This window comes from Paraburkholderia sp. 2C (genome assembly GCF_054589215.1).
Map to the genome: position 1 here is coordinate 273307 of NZ_BAAILL010000068.1, position 13347 is coordinate 286653.

The window sequence follows — 13347 nt, forward strand, 5'->3', positions numbered from 1 at the left end:
CTTGCGCGGCGCGGTAATACCGGTCCAGAAAGGCCTGCAGCTGATCACGCAACTGATCGATCACGACGACTCTCAATACCGGCGTGCGGGCGCCGCTGCGCGCCGAAATCGCAAGCGCGGAAAGATCCGCATAGCTCTGCACGTATCCCTCGTACACCGGCATGCCGGTCTTCGCATCGGTACGCGTGCGCACGAAGCGGAACGCCGGATTGTCGGCATGGCGCGTCACCTTCGTGGCCAACAGCGGGCTTGCAAATTGCCACGCGACGGCCGATACGAGCACCACCGCAAGCGCCCCCAAACCCACTCTCGCGGGAAGCGGCAGCATCGCCGAGCGCTTCGCCGCGTAAGCCATCGGCGCGTGCGCGAAAAGCCAGGCGAGTTCCGCCTTGCGCACGGCGCGCGGCGTCAGCACGTCCTGGCTGCTGAACTGCAGCGTCGCCGCGCCGAGCTCGAATGCGCCGCCAGGCTGCAACTCCGTCGCTTTGCCGGCGCGCAGCGGATGACCGAATACCGTGATGCCGTCGTGCTTTGCCATGAGCGTGAGCTTTTCGCCATCAAGGCGAATCGTCGCGTGATGCGCGGCGACGCCTTCGTCAATCAGCACGAGATCGACGTTTTCACCGCTGCCGATCGAAAGCTCATGACCGTTGGACAGCAGCACGCTCGCGCCGGCGTGAATGCCGCCGGTCACGACAATCAGTGCATTGCCGTTCATCGCACTTGCCCCTGAAATGGCGACACGGCCGCCGGTGCGAGAGGCAATAGCGGCTGATTCGTCAGTGCGGCCTGCTGCGGCTGCGGCAGCAACGCGCCTGCAACGGCCGCGTTCAGCGCATTCGCGTTCGCTGCAGCGGGCGCCGGTTGCGCCGCGGCAACATTGATCGGCGCGCCGGCCGGCGCGTCGCCATTCAATCGTTTCAGGCGCGGCGTAATCAGAATGAGCCGCTCGAGCCGCTGCGAATTCGTCTGCGTGCTGCCGAATAGCGCGCCGACATACGGAATATCGCCGAGCACCGGCACCTGCGACCGGGACGTCTCGCTCTTCTCGTACTGGTAGCCGCCGATCAACAGACTTTCGCCGTCCGCAACGATCGCCTGTGTGACGATCGAATGATTGTTCACGCGTGGAATGCCGTCGACGCTCTGCGTCGGATCGAATGCACCGTCTTCGATCTGTACGTTAAGCAGAATGTTCTTGCGCGCGTCGTCGGCCGATTCCACCGTCGGCGTCACCTTCAGCGTCAGTCCGGTATCGACGTTATAAAGATCGACGTCCTGATTTCCCGCGACGCGCACATACACCGAGTTGCGCGACGACAGCACCGCTTCCGAGTTATTGAGCGTCAGCACTTGCGGGCGCGACAGGATATGCGCCTTGCCGTTCTGTTCGAGCGCGCGGATCTGTGCAAACAGGTAATTCACGGAATTCCCGATCAGCGTCGTGAGGTTGACGCCTTGCAATGCGCCTGTCACGCCCGACAGCGCCGACTGGCCGACGCCCGGATAACTGTTGACCATTCCATAGGCCGCGCCGTCCTGTCCCGAGGTTCCGCCACCCCACCGGATGCCGAGCTCGCGCGCCGCGTCGGTCGCGACGTCGATCACGACCGCGGTGATCTCGACGAGATCCTGCGGCTGGTCGAGCATCGCAATCGCACGCTCGTAGTTCGGCATCATCTCGGGAACGTCATACACGACCACCGAATTGGTGCGCGCATCGGCCACGATATTGCGCCGCGCGGACGTCACGTCGGACGGCATCGTCACTTCCATCTGTGTCGCCGCCACGGGGTCGGGCGACAGCATCGCGTCAGGCTCCGCGCCACCGGCCAGCCCAAGACCGCGCAAGCTCGGCAACGGCGGCGGGCCATTGCGCGACGTGCGCACCTCCTTGATCCGCGGCGCGCGCGCCGCCGGGCGAGGTACGTAGGTATCGCCCATCAGCCTGCGCAACAGCGATGCGACTCCAGGAATCGTATTCGTGCGATATCCGCTCGTATATGTGATGTCTTGTGCCTGTGCGTAGCGCAGACGGAACACGCGAATCTGTGTTTGATCCAACGGCGTTTCGACCGCAGCCTGCTGTCGTGCTTTTTCGATTGCATCGGCAATCGAATCAACAAAGCGCGAAGGTCCGGTTGCTTTCGCGGTCGTGTCCGAATAGCGCACCGGCAAGTGCGGATCGTCGAGATCGAGGCTGCGCAGAAGGCCTGAGACAGCGTCGCGTTTCATCGGCGCAAACGGAATCGTTCTGGTTCTGACGTCCGAACCGGCGGATACGTGCAGCGTTCTTCCGTCGAAATACCATGCGAGGCCATACGCCTCCGTCAGCTTGGCGAACACATTCGCGGGCGGTTCGTCGAACGTGCCGTTCACCATGCCCTTGACGCTCTTCGCGATATCGACCGGCAAACCGCCCGCGCTTGCGACGTCCTTCAACACTTCGGAAAGTTGCGAGTTGCGCGCGAAGTAATGCATCGGCGCATTGCGCCAGGGCGGCTCGCCTGCATGCGTCGTACACGCGTGCAACGTGACCCATGCAAACGCGAGACGTCGCACCGCGACGCCCGTCGAATAGCGTCGATAACGGCGTCGTTTTTCTTTGCCTGCGTTGCACCACGTCGTGAACATCAAAGCTCCTGCGCCGGCAGAGGCCGGCTTCGTCATGACGGAACTTTAGTTGTGCACGCATGCATCACGGTCATACAAATATATCACCGGAGTTTCGTGAACTGCGCGAGGATAGAAGACACGCCAGCAGGCAAATGTTTTTTTGGTTATTTGATCAATATGCCTAAGCAATTGTCGCTGGATTGGCGATTGCAGAAAGTTCCACTTTGCATTCAAACGATAACTTTGAGCAGCTTCGAAATTTCTGAGCAGGTTCAAATGCCCATTACACAGTATTGCAATTTCAGCGCGGACCTCGCGCGGCCGCGACAGCGGTCGGTGCGTGTCAACGGTCTCGCTACCTGTCTAAGGCTTGAAGAGGTCTATTGGACGATCATCGAAAAACTCGCGCGCGAGGAATCACTCACCGTGGGAAAACTCATATCGCGCTGGGCGCTCGAGATGGACCTCGCGCATGAGGATGTCTGGAATTTCACCGGCTACGTGCGCGTGATTTGTGTAGTTCAGTTGATGAAGCGAGCCGGCTCGATGACAAACGATGAAAACGCCCGTGCGCCGGACCTTGCGAATACGCGCGATATTCAATGAGACGAGCGACATCGCCTCGAGCCGAACTCGACCGGCATCGGCACTTAGGAGGTTCCCATGTAAAAGCGAAAAGCTTCTGGACAAGAAACGTACACACTATTCGGAATCCGCTCAGACCATAGTCAGGGCAATTTTCAGAAACGGAAAATATTCATGCAGATTCAAAGTTCTTCGACATCGTTCAGCACCGGTCAAGCCGGCTCAATGGCAACCGGTATGCCGTTTGCGCCGTATGGCGGTCTTGCGAGCGGCGGGTTGGGCCAGGCTCAGGCCGATGCGGCATATATGCAGGGCCGGCGGGAGGGTGCAGCAGCAGAAGCATTCGCAAACAATGGCGGTCCGCCGATCTTCTCGCCAGAGGGCGACGCAACGTCCCCCGACGGCAATGCAGCGAGCGGCGGCGGCGGTAATCAGGGCGGCACGGGCTCGTCGGGTAACGGCGGCGGTGGCGACGTTATGCAGGCACTGATGCAGCTACTGCAGGCAGTGGTACCCATGGCAAGCATGCTTGGCGGCCTGGGTGGTGGCTTGGGTGGTGGCTTGGGTGGTGGCTTGGGTGGTGGCCTGGGCGGTGGCAAATCCGCCTGACGTTCCAGCATGACCGTGACTGCTGCCCCATCTATGCGACGCGAGCGTTGCGATGAGTATCGAGCGGCAGTTACCGTGCGCCCTGATGGTGCGTGAGGCGACAACCTCATGTGCCGTCGCTCGCGCAATTTGAATATTCATCATACCGGCGGTGCATCCGTTTCCCTTATCTGGATGCATTCGCAGTTGCGCACGCGTGAGGTCCCGGCCTGGCAAGCGTCAGCCGCCTTCCGGCGGCCGCATCGCACCGGCGCTACGCGCCCCCGCCGACATCCGATTTATACACATAGTTTTCGGTGCCCGGATGCTTCTTCCAATAGGCTTCGACCGCTTCGTCCCGCAGCGCGTCCGCCTTCTCGCGCGCCCGTTGCGCGGCGAGAATGTCCGCCCCATCGCTAATACCGATCCCCGCGAGCGCGAGGCCAATCGAAACGAACGGCCCGACGATCGGAATAAACGATGCCATGCCTCCGATCAGTCCGATGGTGCTACCCGCCAGCTTCCATCCGTCCGCCTCCGTTGCCGTGCCATCTTTGACTTTCTCGATGTAGTCGTCGATTCTGGCGCCAAAGTCCGCGGCAGCGAATGCCGTATTAAGTGCCGCCGGCCCGAGTTGGGCCTTGAGCGCAGGCGAGATCTTCATCCATTCGGGTAAGGCGGCGCTGGGTTTCGATATCGCGTTCTGATACGTGAGGAAGCGTTCGCGATAACTTGTCTTCAGCTTCTCCAGTGCGCTCAGCTTATCCTTCTTCGTCAGATTGTCCAGGCTTTCGATTTCTTTCGCGGCGTCAAGCTGCTGCATCACTCCTTGCAGATTCGGCGACGCATCTTCTGTCAGCATTTCGAAACTCTGCGCGGTCGCTTCCTCGCGACGCCGGTAGTCGAGCAGCTTCGCGCCAAGACGTCTGGCTGCATCGTCATGGGACATGCCCGCCACATCCGGGTCCGTGTACTTATCGAGCTTCAGTTGCTCGCGAACCGCTTTCATTTCACTGTCGAGCTGAATGAAGTCCCCTGAGGATTGCGCTTTCCTTGTCGCCATGTCCCGCTTCGCTTCGGAAGCCAGCCGCGTCGCCGCTTCGATTCTTCGCTCGGCCGCGGCTGATAATTCCTTGATGCGGGAGGGCTGATTGCCCGGCGGCGTCGCCTCGAGCCCGGCGACAATGTCCTGAACCTCGCGCTCGTGCATCGACGCGATCTGCGCATCGAGCTTGTCGTTGTATGCCTTCGCGCTTTGCGCCATCAACGCGTCGTGTTGCTCGGGCGACATTGGCGGAAGATGGGCAAGCGCGGCATCGGTGTCCGACCCGATCGCGCTGGCCGGAATCGGCGTTCCGGTTCCCGCTTCGGAAATCACGTCGCTTTGCACCGACGAAGGGGGGACAGGCGTGCCGATGGTACTGCTCGTTTTGCCCAACTGCGTTTGCCACTGCTTGACGAGATAGTTGCCGACGTCGGCGCCGAGACCCGCGAATGTTTCCGTCAGGCCTTCCCCCATCAGGGCCGTCGCGCTGACGATGTCGTCGGTCGCGTCCTTCCCCGCCTTTATTTTCTCTGTAGCGCTCGTGATGTAGCCAAACGCCTTCGAGAAGTTGGCGATCGCCGAATTGAGTCGCGTCAGGCCCAGCGTGCCCAGTCGCATGTTCGGCGGCACAACGCCGTTTTTGACCTGCAACGGTTTGAGCATCGACTCCATCACGAGCTTTGAATTGTTGAACCGGCTATCGCTGAACAGGATCTGCCTGACGATCGTGCTCGCGTACTTTCCATAGGTGTTGTATTGCGCGAGCGGGCTCGGCGTGGCGGACTTTTTAGGCTCGGCTGATCTCGTGCTGGATGGTGGCACAGGCGTGTCCGCGTTCGCGGGGGGCGCGGATTGCGGCGCTCTTTTGATCGCAAGCGGCGGCCGGCCCGCTTCCTGCGAATCGGCTGGAAAGGTGCGCGACGGGTTATCGCGTCGCGTGTCATCAGTTCTCATCGGGGTCTCCGTTGTTCGATGTTTAGGTCGATCGTTATGCTGACCGTTACGTTGAACGGTTAATCCATTTTGCGATCCACCGGAGCTCGGCCCGATGTGACTATGCATTTTGTGTTGACACGCTCAGCGGCTCACCCTCTTCCACCGGTCATTTCCGCAGCGAAGATTTTTTCCAAACTACCGTCTCGAATCATTTAGAATGCCAAATCAAGTCGCCATCAGAGCGTCTTAGAAATTTCGCATCCCTATCAGAATAAGCAGGGGAACATGAAGGAGCACATTGTCAAATGACCAATCTCAATATTCCCACTGAAATTACTGCTCGCGACACGCGTCGCCGCATCATGGCGATCGTCGGCGCTTCATCGGGCAATCTCGTCGAGTGGTTCGACTTCTACGTCTACTCGTTCTGCGCGCTCTACTTTGCGCCCGCGTTCTTCCCGAAGGGCGATACCACCACACAGCTGCTCAACACCGCGGGCGTGTTCGCCGCGGGCTTCCTGATGCGACCGATCGGCGGCTGGTTCTTCGGTCGTCTTGCCGACAAACGCGGCCGGCGCTTCGCGATGATGGTGTCGGTATTCATGATGTGCGGCGGCTCGCTGGTCATTGCGGTGCTGCCGCCGTACGCCGAGATCGGGGTGCTCGCGCCGGCGCTGCTGCTTATTGCGCGCCTGTTTCAGGGGCTCTCGGTGGGCGGCGAGTACGGCACGAGCGCCACGTACATGAGCGAAGTCGCGCTGCAGGGCCGGCGCGGCTTTTTCGCGTCGTTCCAGTACGTGACGCTGATCGGCGGGCAGTTGTGCGCGCTGCTCGTGCTCGTCATCCTGCAACAGACGCTCACCACCGATGAACTCAAGGCATGGGGCTGGCGCGTGCCGTTCGTGGTCGGCGCGGTGGCCGCGCTGGTTGCGCTGTATCTGCGCAAGTCGCTCGATGAAACGTCGACGGCCGCGAACCGCCAGCGCAGCGACGCGGGCACGCTCGCCGGCATGTGGAAACACAAGCGCGCATTCCTGACGGTGGTCGGTTTCACGGCCGGCGGCTCGCTGATCTTCTACACGTTCACGACGTATATGCAGAAGTACCTCGTGAACACCGCAGGCATGCATGCGAAGACCGCGAGCAACGTGATGACCGCGGCGCTCTTCGTCTACATGCTGATGCAGCCGGTGTTCGGTGCGCTGTCGGATCGCATCGGCCGCCGTCAGTCGATGATCCTGTTCGGCTTCTTCGCGACGATCGGCACGGTGCCGCTGCTGCATGCGCTCAAGGACGTGACGAGCCCGTATATGGCATTCGTGCTCGTCGTGGTGGCGCTGGCGATCGTGAGCTTCTACACGTCGATCAGCGGGCTCATCAAGGCGGAGATGTTTCCGCCCGAAGTGCGCGCGCTGGGCGTGGGGCTTTCCTATGCAGTGGCCAATGCGATCTTCGGCGGCTCGGCCGAGTATGTCGCGCTGTGGCTCAAGCAGGCCGGCAGCGAAACGACCTTCTACTGGTATGTCACGGCCATGTGCGCGATCGGCTTGCTCGTCTCCTTGACGATGCGCGATCCGTCGAAGGTCGGTTACTTGCGCCACGAACCCTGAGTATCGCGGCGCTCAGCCTGCACGTTTTTGCGGCGATCGACGCCGCGCTGAATGACGGGGGCCGCGTTGGCAAGCGGCCTTACGCGGCCTCACTCGGCGCTTGACGCATTTCCTGGCGCGTCACGCGCCAAACCGTATCACGCCATCTTCCCCACTGATGCGCCGCAGTTCCCCCGCATGCCACAGCAGATGCAGATGCGCGAGCGCCTCGCCCATCGCGAACGTCAGCTGATGCAAGTCGAGCTTGCGGTGAAACATCAACGGCACGATGTCCGCGGCGCTCTGCGGTTTCTCCGCGCACGCGGCGCGCACCTCGGCCAGGCGCGCCGCGTGATGGTCGCGCAGTTGCGCAATGCGTGTGCGCAAGCCGCGAAACGGCTTGCCGTGCGACGGCAGCACCAGCGTATCGGCCGCCATCGGCTCGTAGCGCGTCAGCGCCTGAAGGTACAAGGCGAGCGGATTGCCTTCCGGCTCGATACCGAACACCGACACGTTCGTCGAAATGCGCGGCAGCACCATGTCGCCGGAAATCAATAGACCCGCCTCTTCGCTATGCAGCGCACAGTGCTCGGGCGAATGGCCGAAACCGGTCACGACCCGCCACATGCGGCCGCCGATCGCAATCTCGTCGCCTTCGCGCATGCGCCTGTAGTGGCTCGGCGTCGCCGGCACGAGGCTCGTGTAATAGCTTTTGCGATTGCGCAGTTGTTCGAGCATTTCCAGGTCCACCAGCCCGTGCCGGCCGAAGTGCCGCGCCGCGCCTTCGCCGCCCGCATTCGATCCTGCTCCGGCCGCCATCACGCGGCCGAACATGTACTCGCCGAGTGTCATCCATAGGCGCACCTGCCAGCGCTGACGCTCGCCACCTTCGCAAAGCCAGTGCGCGAGACCGAGATGATCGGGATGACAGTGCGTGACGATCACGCGCAGCACCGGCAAGCCGCCGAGCATCGTATCGAACACGCGTTCCCAGTTCGTCTTGATCGTATCGGACGCAATGCCGCAATCGACGATGGTCCACCCCCGTTGACCGTCGACCTCATCGCGCATCAACCACAGGTTGATGTGGTCGAGCGCGAAGGGCAGTGGCATGCGCACCCAATAGACGCCCGCCGCGACTTCGTGCGCGGCCCCTGCTTCGGGCAGCGTGTCGGCGAAAGGGTAGTCGAGCTGGTGTTCGAGTTCATTCATCGTGAAAGGCTTTCCGTTGCGGGTCGGGTCGGCGGGACGGTCGTCTCGTCTGGTTGCAGCTCTTTTTGGTGCATCTGCGTCTACATGTGCGTCCACATTTGCGTGGTGGCGCCTGACATCGTAACGCCTCGCGCCATTGCGCTTTGCGCAGGTTGACGATAACGTAAACGTCGATTTTATCGTCGAGGCCGGCAACCCTGCCTGACGGCGGCAGCAAGCCGCCCGCCACACCGGAATCAGAACACATGAGCGTGCAATATACGATCACCGAGCTCGCGCGCGAATTCGATGTCACGCCACGCGCGATCCGCTTCTATGAAGATCAGGGTTTACTCTCACCGAGCCGCGAAGGATCGGGCGGCTTGCGCCGCGTCTATTCGGCGCGCGATCGCACGCGGCTCAAGCTGACGCTGCGCGGCAAGCGTTTGGGCTTCACGCTGTCGGAGATTCGCGATCTGCTCGACCTGTATGAATCGCCGACCGATACGGCTGCGCAACTGCAGGCATTTCTCGCGACGCTCGCCCGGCATCGCGAAGTGCTCGAGCGGCAGCGCGAAGATCTGAACGCAACGCTCGACGATCTGGCGCAATACGAAGCACAGGCGCGCGCGCTGCTCGAACGCGACATGAGCGCAGCCGAGCCGCACTGACAAGCGACGCTGGTGCCCCCGAACGTTACAATTGCGGTTGTCTTCACGACATTGAACGAAATGCACGGTCGACATGAATCACTTCCCTAAACTGCTGTCCTCGCAAATCGGCTTCGACGTCGCGAAGACGATGCTCGAGGGTTTCGACCGGCACTACCGGATTTTCCGCGACGCGGCGATCCACGCGAAAGTTCTGTTCGAAGCCGCAGACTGGCACGCCATTCAGCGGCTCGCACGCGAACGCATTACGTCATACGACGAACGCGTGAAGGAATGCGTCGAACTGCTCGAAGACGAATACGATGCGGAAAACATCGACAACGAAATCTGGCAGCAGATCAAGCTGCACTACATCGGCCTCCTGACCGCGCATCGCCAGCCCGAATGCGCGGAGACCTTTTTCAATTCCGTCTGCTGCAAGATTCTGCACCGCTCGTATTTCAACAACGACTTCATTTTCGTGCGCCCGGCGATCTCGACCGAGTACATCGAAAACGACGAACCGGCGGCGAAAACGACCTATCGCGCGTACTACCCCGGCAAGGACGGCTTCGCGCAGACGCTCGAGCGCATTGTCACGAATTTTCAGTTGAATCCGCCGTTCGAAGACCTGGCGCGCGACGTCGGCTGCGTACTGCAGGCGATTCACGACACGTTCGGCACGTTCGTCGAAGCGCCGAACTTCCAGATTCACGTGCTCTCTTCGCTGTTCTACCGGAACAAGGCGGCCTATATTGTCGGGCGCATCATCAACGGCGATCTGCTCGTGCCGTTCGCGATTCCGGTTCACCACGTGCGGCCGGGCGTGCTCGCGCTCGATGCGGTGCTGCTCAAGCGCGAACAGCTGCTGATCATCTTCAGCTTCTCGCATTCGTACTTTCTCGTCGACATGGAGGTGCCGTCCGCGTTCGTCGAGTTTCTCGGCACGGTCATGCAGGGTAAGCCGAAAGCGGAAATCTACACCTCGGTCGGCTTGCAGAAGCAGGGCAAGAATCTGTTCTATCGCGACCTGCTGCACCATCTGTCGCATTCGAGCGATCTGTTCACCGTCGCGCCCGGCATCAAGGGCCTTGTGATGCTCGTGTTCACGCTGCCGTCGTTTCCGTACGTGTTCAAGCTGATCAAGGACCAGTTCCCGCCGCCCAAAGACACGACACGCGCGCAGATCCAGCAGAAGTATCAGCTCGTCAAACGCCACGACCGGCTCGGCCGCATGGCCGACACGCTCGAGTATTCGAGCGTCGCGCTGCCGTTGTCGCGCATCGACGACGCGCTCCTGCGCGAGCTCCAAAAGGAAGTGCCGTCGCTGCTCGAATACGACGGCGACAATCTCGTGATCGAGCATCTGTACATCGAACGGCGCATGGTGCCGCTGAACCTGTTCCTGCAAAGCGGCACCGACGACGATATCGATCACGCGATCAAGGAATACGGCGACGCCGTGAAGGAACTGATGCAGGCCAATATCTTCCCTGGCGACATGCTGTACAAGAATTTCGGCGTGACGCGTCACGGCCGGGTCGTGTTCTACGATTACGACGAAATCGAATATCTGACCGACTGCAATGTACGCGCGGTGCCCGCACCGCGTAACGAAGAAGACGAAATGTCGGGCGAGCCGTGGTACACAGTCGGCGCGCACGATATCTTTCCGGAGACCTACGGTACGTTCCTGCTTGGCGACCCACGCGTGCGCCAGTCTTTTATCCGGCATCATGCCGACTTTTTCGACCCTGCATTATGGCAGCGGCACAAGGATCACATTCTCAAAGGCGAACTGCCCGACTTTTACCCCTATGAACGCGGTATGCGCTTTCGCAACCGCTACCCCGAACGCTTTGCGGCCGACGTTGCGGCCGATGTTGAGTCCGGTGTCGAGTCCGATTTGAAGTCCGACCTGAAGTCCGACACTCACGCGACCGACGCAGCGACGCGCGCGGCACGAGCCGCCTGACGCGCGCGCGAGACCCGCATCGCACCCCGCATCACACCCTTTACCACGGCTTTGACCGATCATGAATACGAACGCTACCTCCGCTACTCACCCGCTCGCTCATCTGTTCGACAACAACGACGCGTGGGCAAAGCGCAAGCTCGCCGAAGACCCCGACTACTTCTCGCGTCTCGTTCATCAGCAGACGCCCGAGTACCTGTGGATCGGCTGCTCGGACTCCCGCGTGCCGGCCAATCAGATCATCGGTTTGCCGCCGGGCGAGGTGTTCGTGCACAGAAACATCGCGAATGTCGTCGTGCATAGCGATCTGAACTGTCTGTCGGTGATCCAGTTCGCAGTCGATCTGCTGAAGGTCAAGCACATCCTCGTAGTCGGTCACTACGGCTGCTCCGGCGTCGGCGCGGCCTTGCTCGGCCGGCGCGTCGGCCTCGCGGACAACTGGCTGCATCATGTGCAGGACGTGCGCACGAAGCATGCTCATCTGATCGATCAGTGGCCGATCGGTGAAGCACGGCATCGGCGCCTCGTCGAACTGAACGCGATCGAGCAGGTCGTCAACGTATGCCGCACGACGAGCGTCACCGATGCATGGGCGCGCGGCCAGGACCTCACCATTCACGGCTGGGCGTACGGCGTGCACGACGGCCGCGTGCGCGACCTCGGCATGACGATCGACCATCCCGAAGCACTCGAAGCGACGTACACGCATTGCGTGGCAGCCGTGTCGGCCAGCCGCGCGCATGAAGCCGACAACGACGTGGTCGCCGCCGATGCCGCGAAGCTCGGCGACGTGCCCGCTGTCGTACGGGGCGTCATCAAGGAGCTCAAACATGAGTGATACGAACGATCCGGTTGTCATTGTCGCTGCCGCACGTACGCCGATCGCGGCGTTTCAGGGCGACTTCGCGGCGCTCTGCGCGCCGCAACTCGGCGCCGCCGCCATCGAGGCCGCCGTGCGGCGCGCGGGCCTCGAGCCCGGGCAGATCGACGAAGCCGTGATGGGCTGCGTGCTGCCCGCCGGCCAGGGCCAGGCGCCGGCGCGCCAGGCCGCGCTCGGCGCGGGCTTGCCGCTTTCGACGGGCAGCACGACTGTCAACAAGATGTGCGGCTCCGGCATGCGCGCCGCGATGTTCGCGCACGACATGCTGGCCGTGGGTTCGGCCGATGTAATCGTCGCGGGCGGCATGGAAAGCATGACGAATGCGCCGTATCTGCTGCCGAAGGCGCGCGGCGGCATGCGCATGGGCCACGGCCAGGTGCTCGATCATATGTTCCTCGACGGCCTCGAAGACGCGTACGACAAAGGGCGTCTGATGGGCACGTTCGCCGAGGAATGCGCGGCGTCGTTCGACTTCACGCGCGAAGCGCAGGACGCCTTCGCGATCGAATCGCTGACGCGCGCCAAGCGCGCCAACGAAGACGGCTCGTTCGCGTGGGAGATCGCACCGGTCAAGGTGACGTCGCGTAAGGGCGAGACGCTGATCGAACGCGACGAGCAGCCGTTCAAGGCGAACCTCGACAAGATCCCCACGTTGAAGCCCGCATTCAGCAAGACCGGCACGGTGACGGCGGCGAACTCGTCGTCGATCTCGGACGGCGCCGCGGCGCTCGTCATGATGCGCGCATCGACCGCGGAGCGCCTCTCCGTCAAGCCGCTTGCGCGTGTGGTCGGCCATACGACGTTCGCGCAGGAACCAGCGAAGTTCACCACCGCGCCCATCGGCGCGCTGCGCAAACTGTTCGACGGGAACGGCTGGCGCGCGAACGATGTCGACCTCTACGAAATCAACGAAGCATTCGCGGTCGTCACGATGGCGGCGATGAAAGAGCACGGCTTGCCGCATGACAAGGTCAACGTGAACGGCGGCGCATGCGCGCTCGGCCATCCGATCGGCGCATCGGGCGCGCGCATTCTCGTCACGCTGCTCGGCGCATTGCGGCATCGCGGGCTCAAGCGCGGTGTGGCGAGCCTGTGCATCGGCGGCGGCGAAGCGACGGCGATGGGGATCGAGCTCGTATAAGCACACGGCCCAGCACACGACCCAGCACGCGACCCGCCTCGCGCGCAGACCTTGACGGAGATGGTATGGACGCCTCCCTCCCACGTCGGGCTAGGTAGGCAGCAAGAACGGCGGAGCCCTCGCTATACCCGACGGCATCAGAGTGCCAAAG

The 13347-nt window shown here is 61.9% G+C and carries 11 protein-coding genes; 7 read left to right on the forward strand and 4 right to left on the reverse strand.

The window, feature by feature from the left end; all coding sequences use genetic code 11:
• The coding region (locus ACYPXD_RS32200) for an FHA domain-containing protein (RefSeq protein ID WP_459721749.1) at window positions 1–718 on the reverse strand (718 nt) is incomplete at its 3' end.
• Window positions 715–2634, reverse strand: coding sequence for a type III secretion system outer membrane ring subunit SctC (gene sctC, locus ACYPXD_RS32205; RefSeq protein ID WP_459721752.1), 1920 nt, complete (start codon window positions 2632–2634; stop codon window positions 715–717). The genes sctC and ACYPXD_RS32200, both read right to left, overlap by 4 nt.
• A 225-nt stretch (window positions 2635–2859) precedes the next feature.
• Between sctC and ACYPXD_RS32210 the strand changes: the two genes are divergently transcribed.
• Window positions 2860–3222: a ribbon-helix-helix domain-containing protein gene (locus tag ACYPXD_RS32210; RefSeq protein WP_459721755.1), complete on the forward strand. Its 363-nt coding sequence runs from the start codon at window positions 2860–2862 to the stop codon at window positions 3220–3222.
• Between the two features lie 153 nt (window positions 3223–3375).
• On the forward strand, window positions 3376–3810 hold the full coding sequence (locus ACYPXD_RS32215) for a hypothetical protein (RefSeq protein WP_459721758.1): 435 nt from the start codon (window positions 3376–3378) through the stop codon (window positions 3808–3810).
• Window positions 3811–4063: 253 nt separating this feature from the next.
• Here the strand turns inward: ACYPXD_RS32215 and ACYPXD_RS32220 are convergent, their stop codons facing one another.
• Entirely contained in the window at window positions 4064–5788 is a 1725-nt protein-coding gene (locus ACYPXD_RS32220) for a hypothetical protein (protein WP_459721761.1), read from the reverse strand.
• 287 nt (window positions 5789–6075) lie between these two features.
• Here ACYPXD_RS32220 and ACYPXD_RS32225 point away from each other — a divergent pair, with 287 nt between their 5' ends.
• Window positions 6076–7380, forward strand: coding sequence for an MFS family transporter (locus ACYPXD_RS32225; RefSeq protein WP_459721765.1), 1305 nt, complete (start codon window positions 6076–6078; stop codon window positions 7378–7380).
• A gap of 120 nt (window positions 7381–7500) precedes the next feature.
• On the opposite strand, the gene ACYPXD_RS32230 is transcribed toward ACYPXD_RS32225, so the two are convergent.
• The gene (locus tag ACYPXD_RS32230) at window positions 7501–8571 is read right to left on the reverse strand and encodes an MBL fold metallo-hydrolase (protein WP_459721769.1); all 1071 of its coding nucleotides are present in this window, start codon (window positions 8569–8571) and stop codon (window positions 7501–7503) included.
• Window positions 8572–8816: 245 nt separating this feature from the next.
• Between ACYPXD_RS32230 and ACYPXD_RS32235 the strand changes: the two genes are divergently transcribed.
• From ACYPXD_RS32235 to ACYPXD_RS32250, 4 genes are all read left to right on the forward strand, one after another.
• Window positions 8817–9221, forward strand: a complete 405-nt coding sequence (locus ACYPXD_RS32235) for a MerR family transcriptional regulator (protein WP_459721772.1) — start codon at window positions 8817–8819, stop codon at window positions 9219–9221.
• 73 nt (window positions 9222–9294) lie between these two features.
• A complete protein-coding gene (gene aceK, locus ACYPXD_RS32240; protein ID WP_459721776.1) occupies window positions 9295–11175 on the forward strand; it encodes a bifunctional isocitrate dehydrogenase kinase/phosphatase in 1881 nt (626 codons plus the stop codon).
• 61 nt (window positions 11176–11236) lie between these two features.
• Entirely contained in the window at window positions 11237–12013 is a 777-nt protein-coding gene (gene can, locus ACYPXD_RS32245) for a carbonate dehydratase (RefSeq protein WP_459721779.1), read from the forward strand.
• A complete protein-coding gene (locus ACYPXD_RS32250; protein WP_459721782.1) occupies window positions 12006–13196 on the forward strand; it encodes an acetyl-CoA C-acetyltransferase in 1191 nt (396 codons plus the stop codon). Before can ends, ACYPXD_RS32250 begins: the two co-directional genes overlap by 8 nt.
• The last annotated feature ends 151 nt before the right edge of the window (window positions 13197–13347 follow it).

What these genes read in the sequence shown, in the direction of transcription:
- ACYPXD_RS32215 (WP_459721758.1), top strand. Translation starts at nt 3,376, where the DNA reads ATGCAGATTCAAAGTTCTTCGACATCGTTCAGCACCGGTCAAGCCGGC.
- can (WP_459721779.1), top strand. Translation starts at nt 11,237, where the DNA reads ATGAATACGAACGCTACCTCCGCTACTCACCCGCTCGCTCATCTGTTC.
- ACYPXD_RS32230 (WP_459721769.1), bottom strand. Translation starts at nt 8,571, where the DNA reads ATGAATGAACTCGAACACCAGCTCGACTACCCTTTCGCCGACACGCTG.
- ACYPXD_RS32225 (WP_459721765.1), top strand. Translation starts at nt 6,076, where the DNA reads ATGACCAATCTCAATATTCCCACTGAAATTACTGCTCGCGACACGCGT.
- sctC (WP_459721752.1), bottom strand. Translation starts at nt 2,634, where the DNA reads ATGTTCACGACGTGGTGCAACGCAGGCAAAGAAAAACGACGCCGTTAT.
- ACYPXD_RS32235 (WP_459721772.1), top strand. Translation starts at nt 8,817, where the DNA reads ATGAGCGTGCAATATACGATCACCGAGCTCGCGCGCGAATTCGATGTC.
- aceK (WP_459721776.1), top strand. Translation starts at nt 9,295, where the DNA reads ATGAATCACTTCCCTAAACTGCTGTCCTCGCAAATCGGCTTCGACGTC.
- ACYPXD_RS32220 (WP_459721761.1), bottom strand. Translation starts at nt 5,788, where the DNA reads ATGAGAACTGATGACACGCGACGCGATAACCCGTCGCGCACCTTTCCA.
- ACYPXD_RS32250 (WP_459721782.1), top strand. Translation starts at nt 12,006, where the DNA reads ATGAGTGATACGAACGATCCGGTTGTCATTGTCGCTGCCGCACGTACG.